This window comes from Luteibacter sp. Sphag1AF (assembly GCF_014192715.1).
In the GTDB taxonomy this organism is placed as follows: domain Bacteria; phylum Pseudomonadota; class Gammaproteobacteria; order Xanthomonadales; family Rhodanobacteraceae; genus Luteibacter.
Genome location: NZ_JACHYH010000008.1, coordinates 107,428 through 130,893, shown reverse-complemented (window position 1 = coordinate 130,893; position 23,466 = coordinate 107,428). Strand labels below are relative to the sequence as shown.

The 23,466-nt window shown below is 61.5% G+C and carries 13 protein-coding genes and 1 tRNA gene; 2 read left to right on the top strand and 12 right to left on the bottom strand.

The window, feature by feature from the left end; genetic code table 11:
• Positions 1-2: 2 nt before the first annotated feature.
• From FHW69_RS16785 to tpiA, 5 genes are all read right to left on the bottom strand, one after another.
• The gene (locus FHW69_RS16785; RefSeq protein ID WP_183424252.1) at positions 3-5,270 is read right to left on the bottom strand and encodes a DEAD/DEAH box helicase; all 5,268 of its coding nucleotides are present in this window, start codon (positions 5,268-5,270) and stop codon (positions 3-5) included.
• A 379-nt stretch (positions 5,271-5,649) separates the two neighbouring features.
• The gene (locus FHW69_RS16780) at positions 5,650-6,936 is read right to left on the bottom strand and encodes an integrase arm-type DNA-binding domain-containing protein (protein WP_183424251.1); all 1,287 of its coding nucleotides are present in this window, start codon (positions 6,934-6,936) and stop codon (positions 5,650-5,652) included.
• A 176-nt stretch (positions 6,937-7,112) separates the two neighbouring features.
• Positions 7,113-7,197 (bottom strand) — tRNA-Leu (locus FHW69_RS16775).
• 27 nt (positions 7,198-7,224) lie between these two features.
• Positions 7,225-7,620 (bottom strand): preprotein translocase subunit SecG, encoded by a 396-nt coding sequence (gene secG, locus FHW69_RS16770; RefSeq protein ID WP_183424250.1) that lies wholly within the window; start codon positions 7,618-7,620, stop codon positions 7,225-7,227.
• Between the two features lie 25 nt (positions 7,621-7,645).
• Entirely contained in the window at positions 7,646-8,395 is a 750-nt protein-coding gene (gene tpiA / locus FHW69_RS16765) for a triose-phosphate isomerase (RefSeq protein ID WP_183424249.1), read from the bottom strand.
• Between the two features lie 160 nt (positions 8,396-8,555).
• On the opposite strand from tpiA, the gene FHW69_RS16760 reads away from it, so the two are divergent.
• Positions 8,556-10,964: a DUF3772 domain-containing protein gene (locus FHW69_RS16760; protein ID WP_183424248.1), complete on the top strand. Its 2,409-nt coding sequence runs from the start codon at positions 8,556-8,558 to the stop codon at positions 10,962-10,964.
• A gap of 37 nt (positions 10,965-11,001) precedes the next feature.
• Here FHW69_RS16760 and FHW69_RS16755 read toward each other — a convergent pair whose 3' ends face one another.
• Together FHW69_RS16755 and FHW69_RS16750 are read right to left on the bottom strand one after the other, a co-directional pair.
• Complete coding sequence (locus FHW69_RS16755) at positions 11,002-12,642, bottom strand: serine hydrolase (RefSeq protein ID WP_183424247.1); 1,641 nt, start codon at positions 12,640-12,642, stop codon at positions 11,002-11,004.
• 69 nt (positions 12,643-12,711) lie between these two features.
• Positions 12,712-13,617 carry a DMT family transporter gene (locus FHW69_RS16750; RefSeq protein ID WP_183424246.1) on the bottom strand — a complete coding sequence of 302 codons (906 nt, stop codon included), beginning with the start codon at positions 13,615-13,617 and terminating at the stop codon, positions 12,712-12,714.
• Positions 13,618-13,721: 104 nt separating this feature from the next.
• On the opposite strand from FHW69_RS16750, the gene FHW69_RS16745 reads away from it, so the two are divergent.
• A complete protein-coding gene (locus tag FHW69_RS16745; protein WP_183424245.1) occupies positions 13,722-14,600 on the top strand; it encodes a LysR substrate-binding domain-containing protein in 879 nt (292 codons plus the stop codon).
• A gap of 17 nt (positions 14,601-14,617) precedes the next feature.
• Here the strand turns inward: FHW69_RS16745 and FHW69_RS16740 are convergent, their stop codons facing one another.
• The 5 genes from FHW69_RS16740 to FHW69_RS16720 form a co-directional block, all read right to left on the bottom strand.
• Positions 14,618-16,450: an ABC transporter ATP-binding protein gene (locus FHW69_RS16740; RefSeq protein WP_221195597.1), complete on the bottom strand. Its 1,833-nt coding sequence runs from the start codon at positions 16,448-16,450 to the stop codon at positions 14,618-14,620.
• 45 nt (positions 16,451-16,495) lie between these two features.
• The gene (locus FHW69_RS16735) at positions 16,496-18,604 is read right to left on the bottom strand and encodes a catalase (protein ID WP_255494872.1); all 2,109 of its coding nucleotides are present in this window, start codon (positions 18,602-18,604) and stop codon (positions 16,496-16,498) included.
• Positions 18,605-18,843: 239 nt separating this feature from the next.
• The gene (locus tag FHW69_RS16730) at positions 18,844-19,503 is read right to left on the bottom strand and encodes a Pr6Pr family membrane protein (protein WP_183424243.1); all 660 of its coding nucleotides are present in this window, start codon (positions 19,501-19,503) and stop codon (positions 18,844-18,846) included.
• A 109-nt stretch (positions 19,504-19,612) separates the two neighbouring features.
• Positions 19,613-21,577 carry a M1 family metallopeptidase gene (locus tag FHW69_RS16725; protein WP_183424242.1) on the bottom strand — a complete coding sequence of 655 codons (1,965 nt, stop codon included), beginning with the start codon at positions 21,575-21,577 and terminating at the stop codon, positions 19,613-19,615.
• Positions 21,578-21,690: 113 nt separating this feature from the next.
• Positions 21,691-23,331: a glycoside hydrolase family 19 protein gene (locus FHW69_RS16720; protein WP_183424241.1), complete on the bottom strand. Its 1,641-nt coding sequence runs from the start codon at positions 23,329-23,331 to the stop codon at positions 21,691-21,693.
• Between the last annotated feature and the right edge of the window lie 135 nt (positions 23,332-23,466).

The window sequence follows — 23,466 nt, the reverse complement described above, 5'->3', positions numbered from 1 at the left end:
CGTCAGAAGCCAAGCAACCGACCGAGACGCCTGAACAGCGGCGGCCAGGCATCGATGTCGACAGGAAAACGAATGAAGCTGTAGCCGCGGTCTTCCCATGCAGCCTGTAGCTCGCGCGGAGTATCTGGCAGCGCCACGGCGGCATAGTGATCCGGCCAATGTAGGATCACCTGTGCACTGACTTCAGCTGTGGCCGGTAACGGCAAGTCAGCTGCATGTTGGGCGCGCATTGCTTGCCACTGTCCGGCCCATCCAGGCATTGCCGGAGGCTCCAGGGGCAGTGCCGGAGTGCCGGACGATGGCTGCAGTGACGTACTCACCCGGGTCAGGCGCCACAGCAGGCGAAGGACCTCCGAATCACGTCGATTGATGAGCTCATGGTCGGGCTGGTTGTAGTAGGACAGCAGGCAGCGATAACAACCAGCGACGCAGTGCACCTCTTGCTGATCCTGGACGTCCTCCAGCGCAGGCATTGGCCCTTCAGCGGGAATGTCGTAGTGCATCACGTGCAAGGCCTGGCGAGCGACCTGCGCAAGCGCGTCTGGGTCACTAGCAAGTCGTGTCAATACTCCGGCACCGCCCTCTGTAGCCTCGTAGAACAGAACGCCCCGACGCTGACGACTGTCTGGCAGCGGCTCAGCCAATAGCTCAGCCTCTTCCAACTGATACATTGCCTCGATTCCACGCTTGAGCGCATGCTGCAGCGTTGTTAGCGTCTCCTGTGAGCATTCGCCATGCGGTTGCATCAGCAGGGCGTTCTTATTGTCCTGGACGAAGGGCACGATCCGCTGCGGCGGCAGCGTGTCGTCATTGCCCCCATCGCCGTCATCTTCAACCTCCTCCTTAACCCACCAACCGGTACGCGGGTTGATAGAGAAACCAAATTGGCTGGGATTCTTGCGACGACGTAGGCCTTTGTTGATACGAGTAATGGTGGCGCCAGGCCCATAACGGAGCGTGAGGATGTCGCCTTCACCATCGCGTGCCAGAACCGTGCTTGCGTCCACTTGTCCCTGACGGACGCTCCACTCGAATACGGTCTGCAACTCGAAGGCCTGGCGCTGGCGCTCTTCGTCGTTGGCGGTAATTCGCTCGGCCGGCTCGGTATCAACGTTCTCGATTCGATACAAGCCACTTATCTGATGAGCATCGGATAGCGGCATGCCACAGGAATGACAATCGTTCCAGTGAGTCATGAAGTGTCCCGCGCCGCAATGCGCGCAAACACGTGCGGCCCGGGTTGAAAGCAAGCCGCCTGCAGTCGCCTGATCGGCCGTAGACAACGCGATGCGTGCGCGTACGACTCGATACGCCCTGCCCTCATGATAGACAAGGCTACGCGGACCGAACTCGGAGAGCGCCAGGAAGCGCGGCCTCTGGAGGAACACGTTGCCGCTGCGCACGTCAGCCCGTCCCGGCACATACGCCATGAGCGGAAGGCGCGGAAAGTTATACCCTGGAAGGAACCCTTCAGTGGCCAGGTAGCGATAGGTATAGAAGTCGCTAGATAGGGAATCCTTTCCATGCAATAGCAGGTCAATCTGATCGATGGCTTGGCGCAGACGACGTTTAGCATCGTCGCGCTCACGGCGATCGGTAATCGCGTAGTTATCCAGCGTGGCCTGCGCCAATCGCTTCTGCCGCTCCGCAGAGCTCAGTAGATCACGCCAGCGGTTGAACGCGGCATTGAACTCGGACGGAGCCAGGGTCGCTACTTGCTGGGCAAAGGTGCCTGCCCCCGGGTACCAAGGAGCGCGGGTGGCGTCGAGGTGATCTTCCATAGCCAACAGGATCCGCTCCGCCCGCTCTGTCGCAACACGCGTGGCCTCGTCCGTACGCATGGCAGCAGTTAGGGCATCCCGGACCGGCGCGTTGGGCAAGCTTGGATTCACGACGTTCGCAATGGAGGTATCCAGCGCCTGTCCAGTGGCCGCCAACCACTCCGCTTGTAGATGGCTGCGGATCAGAGCTTCATTGGCCAAATCCAACAGCGGGGCCTTGACGACGCCATGTACCATTCCGGTCGGGTCGCGGAAAAAGTACTGATCATGCGGGCTACGCGCAGCGCAGTAAGTAACAACCAACGCAGCTTGACCGCTGCGCCCCGCACGTCCAGCGCGCTGAACGTAATTAGCAGGTGTGGGCGGAACATTGCGTAGGTACACCGCATTGAGTGCGGAGATGTCTACACCGAGTTCCATGGTAGGCGAGCAGAACATAACTGGCAGGAAGCGGTTAGGCTCTCCTTGTTCCTTGCATGCAGCTTTCAACTCGTTGGTCAGCTTTACCTGCTCCACGGGACCAAATCGAAAGCGAATCTCTCGCAAAGCACGTAGATCGGAAGCTACCTGGGCAGTGTGCTCACGCGCTTCCAGAACGAACAACGAGCGGTCCTGCTGCGCCAGAACATCGGCCACGGCCTGGTACTGGGCGATGAAGTAATCGTTCGCGCGCGCACCGCCTCCCTCTCCAGCCAAAAATCGAATACGTCCAGCGTTGAGTCGATAGCCGGGCACGTTGAAGAGCGTGTGTTCGTCCCTGCGAATGAAGCCGCCCGCTTGGGCGATGCGGATCATGGCTTCGAATAGAGTTTGGTAATCTCTACGATTCAGAGTAGATGCGTGGGTGTCTTGCCACAGCTTTGAGTTGCGCAGAGTCTTGCCAAGACGAGTTTGCAAGCCGCCTCGCAGGATCAGGTCCTCATCCTTCCCCCGCAGCGCCTGGCTAGATGGAGGTTGCAAGAATAGCCAGCGTGAGCCGAGCGGACGCTCTTCTCGACCGAGCCCCCACGGATCGCGAAGCAAGCGGAGTGATTCCTCGCGGCTCTGCGCCAATGATTGCTGATCGAGCGCAGCAGCATCAACAGCCAAACCAGTGCGCATGTAATCGAACAACTGCTGGAATACAGCCTCACGGGTTTGTGCTGATGCGTTTCGCAGCAATGGAGGCGCGTCTGCGAACCGGCTAGCATCGGCGCATAGCTCCGGAAGATCCCGGTAGCTCGCACGCAGCAGACCAAGCTCTTCAAGGTTCGGGTTGGTATAACGCCAACCCCGGCGCTGGTCGTACCAAGTGCGATACGCAAGGATGAACCGCAAAGTCTCCTGCGCCTCAGCGAGATCCCGTCCTATAGCCGCAGGATCCTGAAGCCATTCGCGCCGATGGCTATCGCCAGGGTCTTCTCCACTCGCGAGATCACGATCAAATCCGAGTGCGGCCCTTACCGCCGCACCCAGACTGCTGTCCGATAGTCCTGCCGCGCCAGCCTCTCGCAACGCGCGAAAAATTGCTCCGCGTAGGAGCGTGACATAAGTGAAATCGTTGAAATGCCCCGCCTGTAGCGCCGCGTCCTGGCGGTTGTCAGTGAACCCCAGCAGCTTGCGCTTGTCCGAATCAATGCCCTCTGCCGCCGGCCCATGCATCCAACGCAGAACGCTCGTGGTCAGCAATGTGGTGGCAGAGCTGCGGCCCTCGGCTGAGAGCGCGGCCAGGCGGTTCATGTCCTTGCCTTGCGCACCATGAACGTCCCGGCACTGGAGACAGAATCGGAACTTGCCTGGGAGAAACCAGTACACCCTTCCTCTTCCGACACGGCCATCGGACTCCACCAGGATTTGCCGCACCTCAAGATGCCTATGCGATCGCTTTAGGCGCGGCTCGCCCGACGCAGGTGTTTCGATCCAAGACTCCGGGTAATCGTCGACGCGTCCAGTGAACTCCAGATCACCGGGACGGGGATCCCCAAGCAAGAATCCCAAACGCTCGCCTTGTGCATCGTCATCTGCGTCCGTACCCTCCTCGCCACGGTCTCCTTGGCGAGGCATATCGTCGATATCGCGCGCGAGCAGCATTTGGCCGCCGTCCTCACGACGCAAGCGCACCGGGTGGTAATCCTGACCACAGGTGCGGCAGAAGTATGTCGAGTACAGCCGCTTGAGCGGGTCAGCCGGAAGAAACTGTTGCCCTTCCAGTTCCACGGGACGTGTACCGTAGGAATCGAGCGTCGTGTAAACAACTCCAGCACCACTGATAAACTGGTGCAGGCGGAAAGCAAAGAATGCACGGTCATTGCCTCCCTTGCGTCCACGACGATTGCATTCTGGAATGGCGGCCGTCAACAGCAGCTCACGCAGCGCTTTGCCCGCCTCTGTTTCGTCGCAACCCGATTCCCTAGCAAGTAATTCCGTCGCCTTCGCAACGGTGACCGGATTAGCCCGAACCCATTTATGGCCCTGGGTCCTGGTGATACCAAGCCGTGTCTCCACCCAAATCGCGAGCGCGTTATTGCGGAGTTCGGCATCACTGACGTCGTGTCCAACGCCTGCATCTATCGCCGCACTAAGCTCCCCCGCGACGGAGTCTGCTGTCTTGGTTGGGTCGGTCGCTCGGTCCAGATCTTCGGTAACAATATTGAACGCAGGGATTGCGGTAGCGAAGAGGGTGGACGCTACCTCAGCCACCTGTTGGTTTTGATTCTGCTGCGTACCACCCGAGGCCATTGTGGCCGATGTACCAATACACTGAAGTCGGTCAGGTGCCAGGCGCTCTCGTACGCGTCTGACCAGCATGGCGACATCAGCGCCTTGCCTACCCCGATACGTGTGTAACTCGTCTAAGACTAGGAACTGCAATCCTTTGCAATTGCGGATGACCTGCGTATCCAAATCCGACTGACGAGTCATGAGCATTTCCAGCATCATGAAGTTCGTCAGCAAGATATCGGGAGGGTTATCCTTGATTCGCTCGCGTTCATCCTGATCTTCCTGACCTGTGTAGCGCGCGAACGTAACAGGCCCACCCTCCCCCAGGAACTTGGTCAACTCCTCACGCTGGCTGTTCGCCAGTGCGTTCATCGGGTAGATGACAATGGCGCGAGTGCGCGGCGTCTTGTCATGCTCCTTGGCACGAAGCACGGCGTCGACGATAGGCAAAAAGAAGCAAAGCGACTTGCCGGACCCAGTGCCGGTGGTCACGACGAAACTCTCGCCTTTGGAGCCGAAGGCAATGGCCTGTTCCTGGTGGCGATACAATTCGATCGGAAAGAGTGTTGCCGTAAGCGGGTGGAGTTCGGCAGCCGTAGCAAGATCCGAAGTTGAGCGTCCTTGCTTGTAGCGAGGGTTGATCTGGATCAACGGATCTGGCCAATAACGCCCGCTGGAATAGGCGTCATCGACACCACGACGGAGATCTTCCGCCAGGATTGTTGTGAATGAGCGGGCGAACCGACTGTAATCCCCGATCAGCTGTTCTCGCAGCGAAAAAACGTCCATCCGCCCCCCCAATTCCCCTGAGAATAGTCGCACTTGCGAAGAGTGGTGCTACCGCCCTTCACGAAATCCATCTGCCAAGACGCTCATCGTTGGAAATGCTCCTAGCGAGTAAGTAGCGTCGGCCACCGTCAGGCATATAGCTAGGCGCATCAATTCGTCCGTGGATCCGGCGCGCGGTGGTCTCCACTATGAGGTCCAGGCACAAAGTTGCAAAACAGGCTTGGATTATCGCTGGAACTGCAAGGCATCCCAATAAAAATCAAGCAACCCCAACCAACCCTTTATGCATCAGCAACTTAGAAGCAGCGAGATGGCGTGCACCGAAGTTAGGGAGGGGCTCGCCATAAATGAGCCATGATGAATCCAGAAACTCTGTTCGTTACCTCACCGAATGAAGCGCATCACACACACGAAGCTGATCTAAGTAGTCCGCCCACTGTTGCATGACTTCGCGTCGCTTCGCGCGAAACTTCACGCGTGCGTAAGCGGCTTCCACTTCATCTTTTGGCGCATGGGCGAGCTGCGCCTCCAGAACATCCACATCAATGCCAAGGCGTTCGCGACCGAGTGTGCGCAACGACGCCCGAAAACCATGGGTTGTGTGCTCTCCTTGAAAGCCCATCTCACGCAACGCCTTACTCAAGGTATCCCGACTAAGGTGCGGAGAATGTTGCCGACCTTGGGGCGGAAAGACGTATTCACCGTCCACGCGGCGCTCGTACATCTCGCGTAAAACCACGAGTGCTTGCTCTGGTAACGAGGTACTGAAGTCCTGACCTGTTTTCATGCGGTTAGTGCCATCAGGGTTCATACCCGGAATCCGCCACTCCGCCGCCTCCAGGTCAATCTCCTCCCATCGGGCACTAGCCACCACACCAGAACGCATCGCCGTCAAAGCGGCCAAGATTAATGCCGCGCGCACAACGCGATTAGGGTAGGCATGAATGGCCTCCATGACTTCCCCGAGCTTGCTGTCATTGTCCGTAACTGCTGGCATGTGACCACTACGATATTTCGGCAGGATTCGGTCAAGCCTGAGCCGACTTTCATCTGACCGAAGTCCATCGTTGATAGCGTGGTCAACAATACTCCCCAGATACTGGCGTGCCTTACGTGCCAGTTGAGGGGTGTCCTTCGCCATCTCTACGAGCACCGGACGAACGTCCTTTGTCTCTAGCTTGCGCATATCCTGATCACCCAACTTAGGGACCAGATACGAGTCCACCACTAGGCGAGCCTTTCGGTAGGTCTCAGTAGCCCAAGTAGGCCGCTTTTCGGCCATCCAACGCCCAGATACCGCGCGGAAGGATGCATGTTCGATCTCGGCTTTCGCCTGCGCGATCGTCTCTTGCTCAACTCCATCAGCGACAGCAGCCTCCTGTCGAACCTTGCGAACACCTGCCGTGGACTTGCCCTGCTTGGCATTCCGTTGCACCTCGACGGCTTTGATGCGCTCCTCGGCCAGAGACATTTCGGGATAGTGGCCGATGGTTGCCGGAGCGGGACGCGAACCATCGGCAAGGCGATAACGCACCCGCCAGGATTTGAGTCCAACAGGACTGATCCACAGCACAAGCCCATTGCCGTCAGACAGGAAGTACGCCTGATCCTTGGGCTTGGCTTTGCGAATCTGAAGCTCAGTCAGTGGAGCTGCAAGGCGCGGCATGGCTTGAGACCTATTTGGGTACACACGAGAAGAAATATACCCAAAATTGTACCCAAAGGCTCTGGACGTCTCTGGATCTCTTTAGACAAACCTAGACATACAGGCATAAAAAACCCCGCATTTACGCGGGGTTATCTACGATCTCGGACTGCTTTGGACAGTTTGAAATCTTGCATTGGTGCCCAAAGGGGGACTCGAACCCCCACGACCTAAGTCGCTACCACCTCAAGGTAGTGCGTCTACCAATTCCGCCATCTGGGCAAATCTGTTGGTGTTGCGGTGTTGCTTTTACTTCTTGGCCGGGTCAGCTGCCGGGACGTCGCCGTTTGCTGCGGGAGCCGCCTTGGGGACGTCTGCCGCGGCAGGAGCTGCCGGGGTGTTACCTGCGGCGGGTGCCTTCGGCGTTTCAAGGCCGGACATCACGCCGAGATCTGCGGCCGGCTGCGGATTGCCAGTACGACCCAGATAGATACCCATGCCGAGGCTGAGTACGAAAAACAGTGCTGCCAGGATACCCGTGGCACGCGTCATGAAGCTCGACGAACCGCGTGCACCGAATACCGTAGCGGACGCGCCGCCACCGAAACCGGAACCTGCATCGGCGCCGGCACCGCGCTGCATGAGAATCAGCACGATCATCGCAGCGGCAATCAGAATGTAGAAAACGCTAAAGATGATGAACATGTCTTCTCTTGCCGTGTCGCGCCAGTTAACGCGCCGCGGCGCAAATCGCCAGGAAATCGGAAGCAGCCAACGCAGCCCCGCCGATCAATCCCCCGTCTACATCCGGCTGGGCGAACAGCTCGGCCGCATTGGCCGGCTTGACGCTTCCGCCGTAAAGCACCCGGGTCAGACGAGCAATATTAGCATCCTCTTTTGCCAATTGGCTACGGATGAATGAATGAATTTTTTGCGCCTTGTCCGGAGAGGCCGTCAGACCCGTGCCAATGGCCCAGATCGGCTCATAAGCAATGAGGCCCTTGTGGAAGGCTTCAATGCCATTGATGGCCAGCACGGCGCCCAGCTGACGCTCGATCACTTCATGTGCGCGGCCAGCCTCGTGCTCCTCGCGGGTCTCGCCCACGCAGACGATGGGGGTCAGCCCGGTGGCCAGGGCAGCGGCGAACTTGCGGCCCACCATGTCGTCCGGCTCGCCATGAAGCTGGCGGCGCTCGGAATGACCCACGATGACCCAGGTGGCACCGACGTCGGCCAGCATCTGCGCCGAGACGTCGCCGGTATAGGCTCCCTGCCCGGCATGCTCGGAGCAATCCTGCGCGCCCACGCCCAGCGCCGTTCCGGCGTGACGGGCAGCCAGTTCGCCGATATACACGGCAGGCGGGCACACCAGTACGTCCACGCCCTCGGGCATGTCTTTCACGATGGCGTCCACCAGCTCCCGGGCCATGGCCCGCGAACCGTGCATTTTCCAGTTTCCTGCGACCAGCTTCTTGCGCATCACGGACTCCGCTGCGGTAAGAGGGGCGGCAGGATAGCCGCGACACCACGGCCCAGCAACGCTGCAATGCCGCATAAGATAGGCACCTTACGCGATGTTCACCGACCATGGCGCACAAAGCGACCTGCCCTGCCCGCCCCCTCATCGGCAACGAATCACGATGCAACCCATGCGACTTCTAAGAATTTTCTTCGGCCTGGTGCTGCTCGCCTTCATTGGCACGGCGTTCGCTCAGGACGATGATCCGAACAAGAAGCTGGATGATCTGCGCAATCAGGTCACCCAGATAAAGACGAGCGCGAAAGCCCCGGACATCACCGACAGCCAGATCGACGATCTGCGCAACAAGGTGACGGACGTCCAGACGCAGGCGCAGAAGCTGTCTGTATCACTGCAACCGAACCGCGATGCTGCCAAGGCGCGTCTTGACCAGCTTGGCCCGGCGCCCACGGGTGCCACCAAGGAGGCACCGGAACTCGCAGCGCAGCGCAAAGATGCACAGAAGGCTTTCGACAGCGCAGACGGCCAGGTCAAACAGGCCGATGCGATTGCACTCGATTCCACCCAGCTCTTCTCGCAACTGTCCGATCTGCGGCGAACGCGCTTCCAGGAAACCATTTCCAAGCGAACGAACTCGCCGTTCTCCAAAGCATTCTGGACAGACATCACGCAAGCGCTGCCACGCGACAGCGCCAGCGTAAGCACGTTGGCGACGGACGTCCGCAACGATCTCGCACTGGACTTCCAGGCAGGCAACCGCCTGCCCTTCTTTATCTGCTCCATCCTCGGCATCCTGCTTATCACGGTGGTTCGCTGGTATCTCGAACGCCGCGTGTTCCGGCTTACCACTGACCGCATGCCGGCAGGCCGCCTGCGTCGTTCGGCGATGGCCCTGGCCATCACGTTCCTGTCCACGTTCACCACGGGTCTGGGCGCGCAGCTCATCTATCAGGGCATCAACTGGAACGGCACGCTGACGGACGATGTGGATGAACTGGCGAAGACGCTCGTTCGCCTGATCTTCTTCGGCGCGTTCATGGCCGGCCTCGGACGCTCACTGCTGTCGCCGAAACGACCTTCCTGGCGCCTGCCTGCGCTCAGTGATGAAACCGCCGACCGCCTGCGCCGCATCCCGTTCTATATCGCCACGGCAGCGGTGATCTTCGAGTTCCTGAAGCAGGTGAACCGCACGATGGGGGCGAGCCTTTCGGCCACCGTCATCACCAGCTTCCTGCATGCCGCAGTGCTTTCCGCACTGATCACGCTGACGCTGGTGCGCCTGAGCCGCACGCACCGTATTGCCGCCGATGGCACGCCTGCCACGCCGCGCCCGGTGTGGGCCAGCGTGATGATTGCCGCAGCCACGCTGTGCGTGGTCGCTTCGTGGATTGGCCTGATGACGGGTTACACCGCGTTTGCATTGTTCATGTCGCGCCAGATCATCTGGACCACGATTGTGGTGGGCGCGGCGTATCTGGCCATGCGTGTCGCCGACGATCTTTTTGAAACGCTGCTCTCGGAAAAAGGTCCGATGAGTGCACGCGCGCAGGCCGCGTTCGGCATGGACCCGAAGCTGCTGGATCAGGCGGGCGTGCTGCTTGCTGGTGTGGCACGGCTGGCGCTGTTCCTGTTTGGTGTCAGCGCCGTGATGACCGGCTTCGGCGCGGGCGCTTCGGACATCGTGGCGCTGGGCGCCAAGGTGGAAGGCCTCAACGTGTACGGCCTTGCCATCCAGCCCGGACGCATTCTCGGCGCCATCGGCATCTTCTTCCTCGGCCTGCTCGCCATCCGTGTGCTTAAGAACTGGATGGCCGAGAAGTGGCTGCCGCGCACCAGCCTTGATGCAGGCATGCGCAGTTCGCTCACCACGCTGCTCGGTTATGCCGGCGGCGTGCTGGTGTTTGCGCTGGCGCTGTTCATCATGGGCCTCAGCGTGCAGAACATCGCATGGGTGGCCAGTGCGTTGTCGGTGGGTATCGGCTTCGGCCTTCAGGCCATCGTGCAGAACTTCATTTCCGGACTGATCCTGCTGGCCGAGCGTCCGGTGAAAGTGGGTGACTGGGTCGTGCTGGATGACGCCGAGGGCGATATTCGCCGCATCAATGTGCGCGCCACCGAAATTCAGATGGGCGACCGCTCCACTGTGATCGTGCCGAACTCGTCGTTCATCACCAAGCCGGTGCGCAACATGACGCTGGCCAATCCGCAGGGCCGCGTGCAGATCAAGCTGCCGATGCCACTGGATACCGACGCCGCGGCGGCGCGCACGTTGATGCTGGACGCACTGAAAAGCCATCCCGCCGTGCAGGCCACGCCTGCGCCGGGCGTGCAGCTCGACAGCGTGGATCGCACTGCCATGATGTTCGTGGCGACCGCCTATGTGGGCAGCCCGCGCGACGTGGGCAACGTGCGTAGTGATCTTCTGTTCGATGTACTGGCCCGCTTGCGCAGCGCCAACATTCCGCTGTTGCGCCCGCAGGACCTGGTCCTGCGCAGCACGGGCAATGATATTCCCGGACCCAACGCAGCGAATGCGCCGGTGTCGGCCAACGACGCTCCGCCAGCATGAAACCGTGGGAGCGAGCTTGCTCGCTCCCACACAGCGGTTATTCCTTCGGCGTCAGACGCAGATCCTGGAAGTCGAAGCTGAAGTCGGTCAGTGGCGATACGGGCTCCATGCGCACTTCACGAATCTTGCCATCCGGCGTGAGCGCGAAGTTCACGAACGCATCGCCATTGAGCGAGCGATCATTCCAGTGGACGATGAAGCTGTCGTGCTGCCACGGCTCCATCGTGCCGGTGAGCTGCGCGGTCTTCGAGAAGCGCATGACCAGCTTGCCGCCCTCCTTCTTCACCGTGACCTCGCCGTACCACGGGTCAACATACGTGCCCGCATAGCCATCCAGCGGAAGCGACGGCTTTGAGCCCTTCGCACGCGCTGCTTCGTGCTTCTTCATGCTGTCGTCGGCGCCAGCTTCACTCTTCTTCACCGCGGCATCGTACGCAGCGATCCAGTCGGTTTTCGGCGCATCCATGAAGGCATCCAGGCCGCGCATCGTCACGGCCTGGAAGGCCGCGCCCGACTCCTGGTTGGTCAGCACCACGATGCCCAGCTTCAGATCAGGCACCAGCGTCACGCGCGATACCATGCCCGGCCAGCCGCCCGTGTGCCACACGAGCTTGTGCCCGCGATAATCGGAAACGAACCAGCCTTCGCCGTAACCGGAGAAGTTCGGTTTGGCCGCAGCCAGCGCAGGCACGGACGGTTCCGGAATGCGGATCGGCGTAATCAGCGACCACATTTCCTTCTGGCGGGCGGCACTGAAAAGACGCTGCTCCTTGCCATCCGCGCCCGTGCCGTACACGCCGCCGTTCAACTGCATGCGCATCCAGCTGGACATGTCGTGCACGCTGGAATAGATGCCGCCAGCAGCGGTGTTGTTGCGCCATGCCATCGGCTCAACCGGCTTCAGTTCCTTGAAGTTGTACTTCGCATGGCCGATGGCCACGTCTTCCCCGGCAGACACTTCGGTCACGTTGGTGCGCGTTTCAGTCATGCCCAGCGGCACGAAGATGCGATCGTGCAGGAATGCCTCATAGGTCATGCCGGACACTTTCTCGATCACCAGCCCGGCCACGGCAAACAGGATGTTGTCGTACGCGTACTCGGCGCGGAAGCTGTTGGTCAGCGGCACGTTGCGCAGACGCTGCACCACTTCTTCGGTGGTGTACGTGGTGGCCGGCCAGTACAGCAGGTCACCCGCGCCAAGGCTCAGGCCGCTGCGATGAGCCAGAAGATCGCGCACGCGCATTTCGCGGGTCACGTACGGATCGGACATCTGGAACCACGGCAGGCGATCCACCACGCGGTCGTTCATGTCCAGCTTTTTCTCGTCGGCCAGGATGGCCAGCGAGGCAGCAGTGAACGCCTTGGTGTTGGATGCGATGGCGAACTGTGTGTGCGCATCGACCTTGGCCGGCTCGCCCAGGCGACGCACGCCGGAGCCCATTTCCAGCACCACCTTGCCGTCCTTGACGATGGCCACGGCGATGCCCGGCACGTCGAACTGCTTGCGCACGGCGTCCACGTAGGCGTCGAAGTCGGCAAGCTGGGCGGGAGTGGCGGTGGCACCCGCCGCAACCGGTGCGGGAGCGGCGGTCGGGGCGGCGTCCTGTGCGCCTGCTGCAAGAGCGAAGGCGAAGGTGCACACACCGAAGGAAAGGACGAGGCGGGAACGCAGGGTCATGAATAGTCCTGGCTTCTGAAAAGGCAGGCAGGACTATTTCATGGCCCGTCCGGCAAGGGAAGCTGTCTGTCAGGCCTTGCGTTGCTGGCTGAAGATCACACTGCCCAGAATGATGGCACCGGCCACTGCCATGGTCGGCGTCAGCGCCTCGCCGAGGAACATCCATGCCCAGGCCACACCGAACAGCGGCACCAGATAGGTGGAGGTGGCAGCGCGCGGTGCACCGATGCGCTGGATCAAGCGGAAATAGAAGGCATAGGCCAGCCCCGTGCACATCACGCCCAGCGCGATCACGCATGCCCACGACTTGCCCGGAATGGGCGCGGTCGGCCACGACGCCAGAGCCAGCGGCGCAGTAAGGAGAGCGGCGCCCAGCAGGCTGCCGGCCGCAACAGCCGTTGGCGGCAGATCAGACAGGTAACGCTTGATCAGGTTGCCGGCGATGCCGTAGCACAGCGCCGCGAGCGCACCAGCCAGCGCTGCCGGAGCCACGTTTTCACCCGCCGTGCGGCCGCTGGCCAGAATCACCACGCCCACGAAACCGGCTGCCAGAGCGATGGCTTTGCGGGTGCCGATCTTTTCGCCGAACGCCACAAAGGCCACCAGTGCCGCAAACAGCACGGTCATGCTGTTGGCAATGGCGCCAATGCCGGCCGGCGCGCGCTCCGCCCCCCAGGCGAACAGAGTGAACGGGATGGCGGCACTCAAAGCGCCAATGCCCAGCATTTTCCACACATGCACCCAGCGAATGACCGCGCGGGCGCGCCACAACAGCGGCAACAGCACGGCGGCGCCGAGCAGCAGGCGCGTGGCCACCATCGGGAACGGGCCGAAATCCTTGGCCGCGACGCGCATGAAAAGGAACGATCCACCCCAGATAGCGCCCAGGGCCACCAGCTCCACGGGAGTGCGCCAATCGCGCGCCTCAGCCAGCGCAGCGGAGGAAGGAAGAGAACTGCCTGATACGGACGACATGACGAACCTCGCTTGTGGCTGCCGGTGTATTGTCGCTGGAACCTGCATTTCAACAAGCGCATGCTTCTTGAGCCAGCCTATAAAATCACTCAAGTCTCGACCTCATGCGCTCAGCACTTCTCCCCGCCCTCGCCGCCTTTGCCTCCGCGGCTCGTCACCAGAACTTCGCCCATGCGGCAGAAGAACTGCACCTGACCGCCAGCGCGGTCAGTCACCACGTGCGCAAGCTGGAGCTGGCTCTGGGCGTCAGCCTCTTCCAGAGGCATGCACGCGGTGTGGTGCTGACGCCGGAGGGCCGCCTCCTGGCGGACGCCGCAGGCTCCGCGCTGGGCGAAATCGAATCCGTGCTGGACGGGCTGCGGCAGCACCGCCGGGACAACGGCCTGCGCATCACCATCCTGCCGTCGCTGTCGGCAAACTGGCTGACCCCGCGCCTGCGCCGCTTCATCGACCTCCATCCCACTATCCGGCTTTCGGTCGATACCGACCGCTCGCTGGTGCGATTCGACGAAGGCGGCCCGGATCTGGGCATCCGCTACGGCCTGGGCCAATGGCCCGGACTGACCTCGCGATTCCTGATGGACGATACGCTCCAGCCACTTGCCTCGCCAGAATTGGCGGCCAAAGTCGCGCAGGCGGGGGATGTTGCCACCCTCCCCCTGCTGACCGACATTGCGCCGGAAGGCTGGCGGGAATGGTTCAAGGCGGCCGGCGTGCGCTATCCGCGCACCGGCACCATGCACACGATCAGCGACTCGGCCGACGGCCTCAATGCCGCAGCGTCCGGCCTGGGTGCCGTGCTGGCGCGCACGCGGCTGGCACACCAGCACATCGCCGATGGCCGCTTGGTGCGATTGCCCGGTCCCGAATTGCCGACACGCTACGCCTACTACGTGGTGCATTCCGCGCACCGGCCGCCGACGCCGGCGGCCCTGTCCTTCATCGCATGGCTTGAGCGCGAGGCGCTGGAGCCGCGCAACTAGCGCGGCTCCGGGCGCTATCAATCCACGCCGACAAACCCGCCCGTCTGGTGCTGCCACAGGCGCGCATAGAGACCGCCGTGAGCGATCAGCTCCGCATGCGTGCCGGTCTCCACGATGGCGCCGTGCTCCATCACCACCAGGCGATCCATGCGCGCGATGGTGGAAAGGCGATGCGCGATGGCAATCACCGTCTTGCCCTGCATCAGGGTTTCCAGACTTTCCTGGATGGCGGCCTCGGCCTCCGAATCCAGTGCCGAGGTGGCCTCATCCATGATGAGGATGGGCGCGTCTTTCAACAGCACGCGCGCGATGGCGATGCGCTGGCGCTGACCGCCACTCAACTTCACGCCCCGCTCGCCCGCATGAGCATCGAAGCCGGTGCGTCCCTCGCCGTCCGTCAGCATCGGGATGAACTCGTCGGCCCGCGCCTTCTGCACCGCGTCGCGTATCTGCGCATCGGTGGCGTCCGGACGCCCATACAGCAGATTGTCGCGAATGGACCGGTGCAGCAGCGAGGTGTCCTGAGTGACCACGCCAATCTGAGAGCGCAACGACTCCTGCGTGACCTTCGCGATGTCCTGGCCATCAATCATGATGCGCCCATCTTCCAGGTCATACAGGCGAAGAAGAATGTTCACCAGGGTGGACTTGCCCGCGCCTGACGGGCCGACCAGGCCGATTTTCTCACCGGGACGCACGATCAGGTCCAGGCCACCGATCACGCCGCCGGCCTTTCCGTAATGGAAGTGAATATCGTCAAAGCGCACTTCGCCACGGCGGACCACCAGCGGCACGGCGTCAGGCCTATCCACCACGGCGCGCGGCTGGGCAATGGTCGTGATGCCGTCCTGCACCGTACCCACGTCTTCAAAAATGCCGTTGACCACCCACATGATCCAGCCGGACATGTTGTTGATGCGAATCACCAGACCCACGGCCAGCGCCACCTGCCCGGTGGAAACAGAGCCGCGTGACCACAGCCACAGCGCCAGCAGGCTGGTGCCGCCGATGAGGAACCCGTTGAGCGTGGTGATGGAGACATCCATCGAGGTGACCATGCGCGAGGACGAACGCACTTTCTCGGTCTGCTCGGCCATCGCTTCGCGCGCATAGGCCTCTTCGCGATGGGTGTGCGCGAAAAGCTTCAGCGTCATGATGTTGCTGTAGCCATCGACAATGCGCCCCATCAGTTTGGAGCGCGACTCCGATGCCAGCCACGACCGCTGCTTCACCCGCGGCACGAAGTACACCAGCATGCCGATGTAAATGGCGATCCATGCCACCAGCGGCAAGGCCAGAAGCACGTCCGCGCGTGCAAACAGGTAAATGGCGGTGCCCGCATAAACGGTGACGTACCACAGCGCATCCACCATCTGCACGGTGGACTGTCGCAGCGACGAAGCCGTTTGCAGAATGCGATTGGCGATGCGACCGGCAAAGTCGTTCTGGAAAAACGCCAGGCTCTGCTTCAGCACGTAGCGATGATGCTGCCAGCGCATCATCGTGGTCATGCCGGGCGTGAGGGTCTGGTTGACCAGCAGATCGTGCAGCCCGATGAAGATCGGCCGCATGACCACCGTCACCAGGCCCATCCACGCCAGTTCGCGCCAGTGCACTTCAAAGAAGGTGGCGGCAGGCGTCTTCTGGGCCATGTCGACCAGACGGCCAAGGAAGTCGAACATCGCCACTTCAATCAGGGCGACGATCAGGCCAACGACCAGGGCAGCGGCGAAAACCCGCCAGACCTGGCGCACGTAGTAGGCGTAAAAACGCAGAACACCCGAAGGAGGCGCCTTGTCGGGCGCCTCCTTGAAGATGTCGATAAGAGATTCAAAGCGGCGAAAGATCATGCCGCCATTCTAGGACACCCGTCCGTGATGCGCGTGTCCGCAGGTTTACGCCAGTGTTTCGCGCTCCCAGTGACGGTGCTGCGCAATCGACTGCACCAGCGCCGCAGCAAACGCCGTCGTAGCCTTGCCTTGCGCGCGCACCACGCCATACCGGTCGTTCACCGGGTCCTTGCCCTTCGTGCCAGCACCATGCGGCAGACCGACCAGCAGCTCGTCCGCCTCGCCACTCGCGCCGATGGCCTTGCAGTGGCGCCACGCGTCGGTCACAAACACCCCGACGTCCGGAATTTTCTTCAGCGCATCCACGCTCTTGCGGCCGCCCGGAATGTAAATGGCGTCAAAAAGCACGCTGTTGCAGGTAAGGAAGCTGAAGTCCGCTTCGACTGGGTCTTGCGAGCCGGCCACCTGCCCGAGGTGTGGTGCCACGAATTTCACCTGTGCCCCGCCAGCCAACAGGGCCTTGCGCACGGTGGCGATGTCGGAACTGTCGAAACCATCGGCAATCAGGAAGGCAATCTGCCGGGTTTCAATGCTGTCTTTGGGCGTGTTGGCCATGCTCAGCGCCGGGGACGGCGGCACATCACGGGCTGGCGTGGGTTGAAAGCGCTTCGGGTCGCCGTCGGCAGGAATGCTCTGATTAAGCAGCCCCTCGATCTTCTTCGGAACCGCCATCCCCAGCCCCACGCCCACCGCGGCGGCAAGCTCCCTGTCTACCTGAGCCAACATGAAAAGCATGCGCTGCCGGATGGCCGGCGTCGCCACCTTGCCCAGTTCGAACCGCAGCGCGCTGACGATGTGGTTGTACTCCGGCGTGGACTGGCTGTGCAGGAACATCCGTGCCTGGGTGAAGTGATCGAAGAACGACGGGCTGCGCGCCCGCACCTTCTTCGCGTCAATGCGCTCGGCATAGCTCACGAAGCCCGCGTCCTTGAACGTGGCCTGCATCGGGCATCCGCCGCCCAGCGTGTTCGGCTCATACGCAACCCGCCCCTTGTCGACCGTCTGCCGCATATGCGCATCGCGCTGATGGTTATGCACCGGAGCGATGGGGCGGTTGATGGGGATTTCATGAAAATTCGGACTGCCGAGACGGGACAGCTGGGTATCCGTATACGAGAACAGTCGCCCCTGTAGCAGCGGGTCATTGCTGAAGTCGATGCCCGGCACCACGTGCCCCGGATGAAATGCCACCTGCTCGGTCTCGGCAAAGTAGTTGTCGGGGTTGCGGTTGAGCACCATCCGGCCGATGCGCTGCACGGGAACCTGCTCTTCCGGAATGAGCTTGGTCGGGTCCAGAAGGTCGAAGTCGAACTTGTGCTCGTCACCTTCCGGAATGATCTGCACGCCGAACTCCCATTCGGGGAAATCGCCATGGTCGATGGCGTCGAAGAGGTCGCGGCGATGGAAGTCCGGATCATTGCCCGAGATTTTCAGTGCTTCATCCCATGCCACGGAATGCACGCCAAGCTTCGGCTTCCAGTGGAACTTCACGAAGCTGGCCTTGCCCTTCGCGTTCACGAAACGGAACGTATGAACACCAAAGCCTTCCATCATCCGGTAACTGCGCGGGATGGCACGATCAGACATCGCCCACATAATCATGTGCATCGACTCAGGCATCAGCGACACAAAATCCCAGAAGGTGTCATGGGCGGATGCCGCCTGGGGAATCTCATTGTGCGGCTCGGGCTTTACTGCGTGAATCAGGTCGGGAAACTTGATGGCGTCCTGGATGAAGAAGACGGGAATGTTGTTGCCAACCAGGTCGTAATTGCCTTCTTCGGTATAGAACTTCACAGAGAAACCGCGCACATCGCGGGCGAGGTCCGTGGAGCCGCGAAACCCGGCCACGGTAGAGAAGCGCACAAAGACAGGGGTGCGCTTTCCGGGGTCTTGCAGAAAGGCCGCACGGGTGACAGGCGCCATCGACTCGTACACCTCGAAGTAGCCATGCGCGCCCGCACCGCGTGCATGCACGATCCGCTCCGGAATGCGCTCGTGATCGAAATGGGTGATCTTCTCGCGGAGGATGAAATCCTCCAGCAACGTCGCTCCACGATCACCTGCTTTCAGGGAGTTCTGGTCATCATTGATGCGCGTGCCCTGATCGGTGGTCATGAACTGACCGGACGCATCGGCGGTGTTGCGTTCCATATCCTGAAGCTTGGGGTCGACGGGTGCGCGTGCTGTCTTGCGTGCGCCGGAAGCGGGTGCCTTGGGGGGTGCCTTGCTCATCGGGAAACCTCGGTCTGCTCGCGGCGCGCCTGAACGGCTTCGCCGCCTGCGGGTGACGGAAAGACCACTGTGCAAGAAGTGCACTAACGTGGTGAGCGCTGGGAGAGCGTCGCCGTGAGCGACCTTCAGGTTATGGCAGCGCTACCGTGAACCAGCGGTCAAATCGCAGTGTTTTTTGTGCCGAGGAGGCGATCCACCAGCACGAGCATGAGACCCAGCGTGTAGAACAGCACGCCCACGCCGAGCGCATTCAGCAACGCATGGGGATAGCCCAGCTGCGCCACATTGATGAATGGATAGGGATAGAAACCGGACAAGGCGCCGTGCGCCAGCGTCCAGCCCAGGTAGACCGCCGGGAGCACCAGCCAGGCAAACGCATCGCGCCAGCGCAGCGCGCCGTGCGGGGTAAGAAAGGCCCACCACAGCAGATATGCCACGGGCACCACCTTGTGCAACGCCATGTCCGCCCAGAGCTGCGGCCCCTGCGGGTGGTACAGGCGTTGCAGGAGCGCGGCGTAAACCAGGCCGGTCACAAGGATGTAAACCGCGGTCGCCGCCATCACGCGGGGTCGCCGCCACCATGCCATGAAAGACGCATTGCCCCCCGTGGTGACGAAGGTGCAAACCAGCGCCACGATGATGTTGCTGATGATCGTGAAATAACTGGCGAAGCGCACTGTCTCGTTGAGGCTGTCGCCCCGCCAGAGCATCAGCCAGTACTGAAGACCCACCGCAAACCACGCCACCGCCGCGATCACGAGGGCGACAGCTGTCGAAGCGCCGGTGCTGCGGGTAATGACGGGCGAGGTGGTATTCATTCGCGCATAGTACGCAACGACCGTGACGCCGCCAATCGCCCGGTGGAATCGCAGAAATCTGCGATTCCACCTCGGCTATGGGAGCGAGTTTGCCCGCTGCCAGCGGGGGCTACTGAGGACCCGCCACCGTATTGTTCGCCCGGTTGCGATCCGGCAGCACATGATCCGGATCAATGGTCACCGAAGTCACCCGCCGCGTACCCGGCACGGTCACCACAAAGGAAGTGTGCTGCTGCCAGGTTTCCACAGGCACGCGCACATTGGTAACCCCTCCGTCGGCGTAAGTCACCCGCAGCGTCGAAGGCATGACCAGCTTGTCCAGGTTTTCGATGGTCACCTGCGTGCCCTTCTGAAAATCGCCGTCCACATACGCCACATGCGTGACCGCCAGGTCCAGCTGCCAGTTGTTCTGATACCAGCCACGCCAGAACCACGACAGATCCTCACCCGCCTCACTCTCCATCAGGCGGAAGAAGTCCGAGGGCGAAGGATGCTTGTACGCCCACGTGGCGATGTATTTGCGGAAGGCAGGGTCGAAACGCTCCGGCCCGATGATCTGCTCGCGCAGCAGCACCAGACCCAGTGCCGATTTGAAGTACGTGGCCGGATGGCGGTACTTCTCCTTGACCATGTCCGCACCCATCAGCAGCGGCGGCGCATCCGCATCAGCCAGCAAGGGCAGGATTTCATCCACCGGGTTGCCCCCCTTGGGCGCGTACTCGCCATCGCGCTTGGGTGCAAATTCGCCACCGTGGAACGCATCCGCCTCATACACGTCGATGAACGTGTTGAAGCCCTCATCCATCCAGGCGTTACGGCGCTCGTCCGTACCCACGATCATCGGGAACCATGTGTGGCCGATCTCGTGCGCCGTGACCATGTGCAGCTCTTTCGGATTGGCCTCGGCCGGATCAAAGACGATGCCCGGGTATTCCATGCCACTGGCTGCCGAGCCACCTTCGTTGATCGCCACCGGGTACGGATACGGATACCACTTGGTGGAGAAATGCTCGACGGATGCTTTCAGATATTCGGTGGAACGGCCCCACGATTGATTGCCCACGCTTTCCACCGGATATACCGACATGGCCAGCGCGCTTTTGCCTTCAGGCAGATTGATGCGCGCGGCGTCCCATACGTATGCCGTGGATGCGCCGAAGGCGACATCGCGCGTGTTTTTCATGCGGAAATGCCAGGTGAGCGTGCCGCCCTTCTTCGGACGACTGGCCGGGTCCGTCACTTCGGCGGGCGTACGGATCATCACCGTGGCGTCGCTGTTGCGTGCCTTCGCCAGTCGCTCGCGCTGGGTTGCCGTCAGCACGTCCTCGGGATTCACCAGCTCTCCGGAGCCGGCCACGATCATGTCCGAGGGAACGGTGATCGAATAATCGAAGTCACCGTATTCCAGATAGAACTCGCTGTTGAGGAACGGGGCGGTGTCCCAGCCACGCAGGTCGTCGTACACGCACAGGCGCGGATACCACTGGGCCATCTCGTAGATGTTGCCGTTCTTTGAACCTGCGAAGCCCGTGCGGCCGCCGAAGTCCCCGGGCAAGTCGTAGGCATATTCGATGGTGACCGATACCTTGCCACCATGGGCCGCCACGGCTGCGGGCAACCGTACCTGCATGCGCGTGTCGGCTACCACATACGTGGCATCGACCAGCTTGCCGCCCTGCTGCACCTTGACCGAGGCAATGCGATAGCCGTCGGTGTGCTGCTTCGGTGTGCGTCCGGAGGTGAAGTTGCCACGCGCGTCCTCGCGGTAGCGGTTCTGTTCCACCTGCAACCAGAGCACGTCCAGCGCGTCGGGGCTGTTGTTCGTGTAGTGAATGACGGCCTTGCCAGTCAGCTGGTTTTTCACCGGATCAAGCTGGGCGGTCAGTTCGTAATCGGCGCGGTTCTGCCAGAACAGGGGACCGGGCATGCCGCTGCCGGAGCGGTACGCCGTGGCCTGCTGCGGATAGGTAAAGGGGGCGAAGGTCTCGCGCGGATCGTATGAACCTGCGAAAGCGCTGCCGGCCAGGGAGGCAAGCACCAGTGCAGCCGTGAGGCGGCGGGAAACATGGGTCATGGGAGGCAACACGTAACGGGATATAGACGGCCAATATAACGGGACCGCACCTCCTGTCACCTGCCATAGGGCATGGAAGGCCGCGGCAACTGCCGCGGCCTTCCCTCTCGCGGTTACAGCGGCGAGGTCGTCACGTTCGGGAAGTAGTGCTGCACACACTTCTCGTAATCGTGCTCAACCAGCGCACTGAACGGCGTCTGCTCAGCGGTGAGCTGGCACTTGTACGACAGGCCGCCGACAGCACCTTCCACCCACGAATAGTCCGTGACCCAGTACAGCTTGGTGGCCGCGGAACTTGCCTCCGTGAACTCCTTCATGCCCGCGCAGCCCTGCGGCTCGCCAGCAGGAATCGTAGCCTTCAGATGGTTGGCCATGTCGCCGTGATAGCGCATGCGATTGAGCGACTGCGCGTTCTCTTTGCTGCCGCCGCATTCCACACCACCGTTGATGATGAGCGTGGTGGTGCCGAAACCCTTCAGGCGGTTATCTGCCTTGTCGGCCTCGTTCGGTACCCAGGTGCCGTCAATCACGTGGAGCATCGAGGGCTTGGGCGGCTGCGGATACACAAAGAAGAACACCGCGCTGGCAAAGTTCAGCCACGTGTCAGCCACCAGCTCCGGCGACTGCAGCAGCGTGTGCTTGTTGCCATACACCGACTGCGAGAACGGGCCGTAGTTGTAGTTGTAAGAAAGCTGCTTCGCGCCGCGGCCGAAGTAGTTCTTGAACTTGCCCGCATCCGGACCTTCCGTAAGCTTGGCGCACGGGAACGCAAAGCCCTGCCAGAGCGCCGGGTCGCACAGGCCGTAGCCACCGGTAAAGCCTTCGGACAGATTCATTTCACGGACCCACACCAGTGCCTGGCGCCATTCGGGCACCTTGGTGTCGTTCGCATCGTGGCCGCCGGTCTCCTGACCGAAATGCGCGAACATGGTGGCCAGCGACGTGCGGCAGATGGCATCGGCATCGCGACCGTCGTCGTAATCGCCGCAGAACGCCGGATACTTCGCCACGGCCTGCAGGAAGCCGGTGTAACGGTATGCCGGGTCGCGATACGGGAACAGGAACTCGAACTCCGACTCCGGCAGGATGCCTTCGACGCGACGCACGTTCGACGGATTGCCGGCCGCACCGGGCACCACCTTCTCCACGGTCGCGTTGTCCAGCGTCCGCACCGAATGAATGATCTGCTGCATGGAGGCCGTGGAGAGCATATGAGCTTCCTCGGCACGCAGATCCGGCAAGCCACGGAACACGGCATCCAGCGGCGGCGGGGGCAGCGGCGGCTCGACCGGGCCCTCGTCGCCCGTGTAGAGCTTCCACGGCGAATTCCACGGCAGGGCCGGGTCAATATCGGCCGGGCTCTGACCCGGATTGACGTACCACTTCGCGATGTAGAGCTGGTCAGCGAAGATGACCTTGGTGCCCGCTTCGTAAAAGCGCGTGGCGTCGTACGGGCCGTCACCCGGACCCGGCTCGGGGCCAGGACCAGGACCGGGGCCCGGACCTTCCACCTCACCGTCGTAACGTTTCCACGGCGTATCCCATTCGTTGGCCACTTCATCCACCGACGCGGGCGTCAACGTGTTGGCCCCGACCCACCACTTGGCGATGAAGAGTTCGTCGTTGAAGCGAACGATGCTTCCGGTGACGTAATCGACGGTCGGCTGAAAGTCGACCACCGTCGCGGACATCGCCGAGGTGGAGACGAAGATGGCTGCGGCCATCGTCGCCGCGAGAAGGGTTTTCCTGAACATGTAATCATCCTGTATTGCCATGAGGGCACCCCGGATTGTGCTCATCCGTCCCGGAAATAGAACGCGATTAATCTGAAAACCCAGCAAAAGATGTAGGGGATTTACGCTGCCAGACGCAGGTAAAAACCGACACGC

What these genes read in the sequence shown, in the direction of transcription:
- FHW69_RS16735 (WP_255494872.1), bottom strand. Translation starts at nt 18,604, where the DNA reads ATGGAACGCAACACCGCCGATGCGTCCGGTCAGTTCATGACCACCGAT.
- FHW69_RS16730 (WP_183424243.1), bottom strand. Translation starts at nt 19,503, where the DNA reads ATGAATACCACCTCGCCCGTCATTACCCGCAGCACCGGCGCTTCGACA.
- FHW69_RS16740 (WP_221195597.1), bottom strand. Translation starts at nt 16,450, where the DNA reads ATGATCTTTCGCCGCTTTGAATCTCTTATCGACATCTTCAAGGAGGCG.
- secG (WP_183424250.1), bottom strand. Translation starts at nt 7,620, where the DNA reads ATGTTCATCATCTTTAGCGTTTTCTACATTCTGATTGCCGCTGCGATG.
- FHW69_RS16725 (WP_183424242.1), bottom strand. Translation starts at nt 21,577, where the DNA reads ATGACCCATGTTTCCCGCCGCCTCACGGCTGCACTGGTGCTTGCCTCC.
- FHW69_RS16755 (WP_183424247.1), bottom strand. Translation starts at nt 12,642, where the DNA reads ATGACCCTGCGTTCCCGCCTCGTCCTTTCCTTCGGTGTGTGCACCTTC.
- tpiA (WP_183424249.1), bottom strand. Translation starts at nt 8,395, where the DNA reads ATGCGCAAGAAGCTGGTCGCAGGAAACTGGAAAATGCACGGTTCGCGG.
- FHW69_RS16760 (WP_183424248.1), top strand. Translation starts at nt 8,556, where the DNA reads ATGCAACCCATGCGACTTCTAAGAATTTTCTTCGGCCTGGTGCTGCTC.
- FHW69_RS16785 (WP_183424252.1), bottom strand. Translation starts at nt 5,270, where the DNA reads ATGGACGTTTTTTCGCTGCGAGAACAGCTGATCGGGGATTACAGTCGG.
- FHW69_RS16780 (WP_183424251.1), bottom strand. Translation starts at nt 6,936, where the DNA reads ATGCCGCGCCTTGCAGCTCCACTGACTGAGCTTCAGATTCGCAAAGCC.
- FHW69_RS16750 (WP_183424246.1), bottom strand. Translation starts at nt 13,617, where the DNA reads ATGTCGTCCGTATCAGGCAGTTCTCTTCCTTCCTCCGCTGCGCTGGCT.
- FHW69_RS16745 (WP_183424245.1), top strand. Translation starts at nt 13,722, where the DNA reads ATGCGCTCAGCACTTCTCCCCGCCCTCGCCGCCTTTGCCTCCGCGGCT.
- FHW69_RS16720 (WP_183424241.1), bottom strand. Translation starts at nt 23,331, where the DNA reads ATGTTCAGGAAAACCCTTCTCGCGGCGACGATGGCCGCAGCCATCTTC.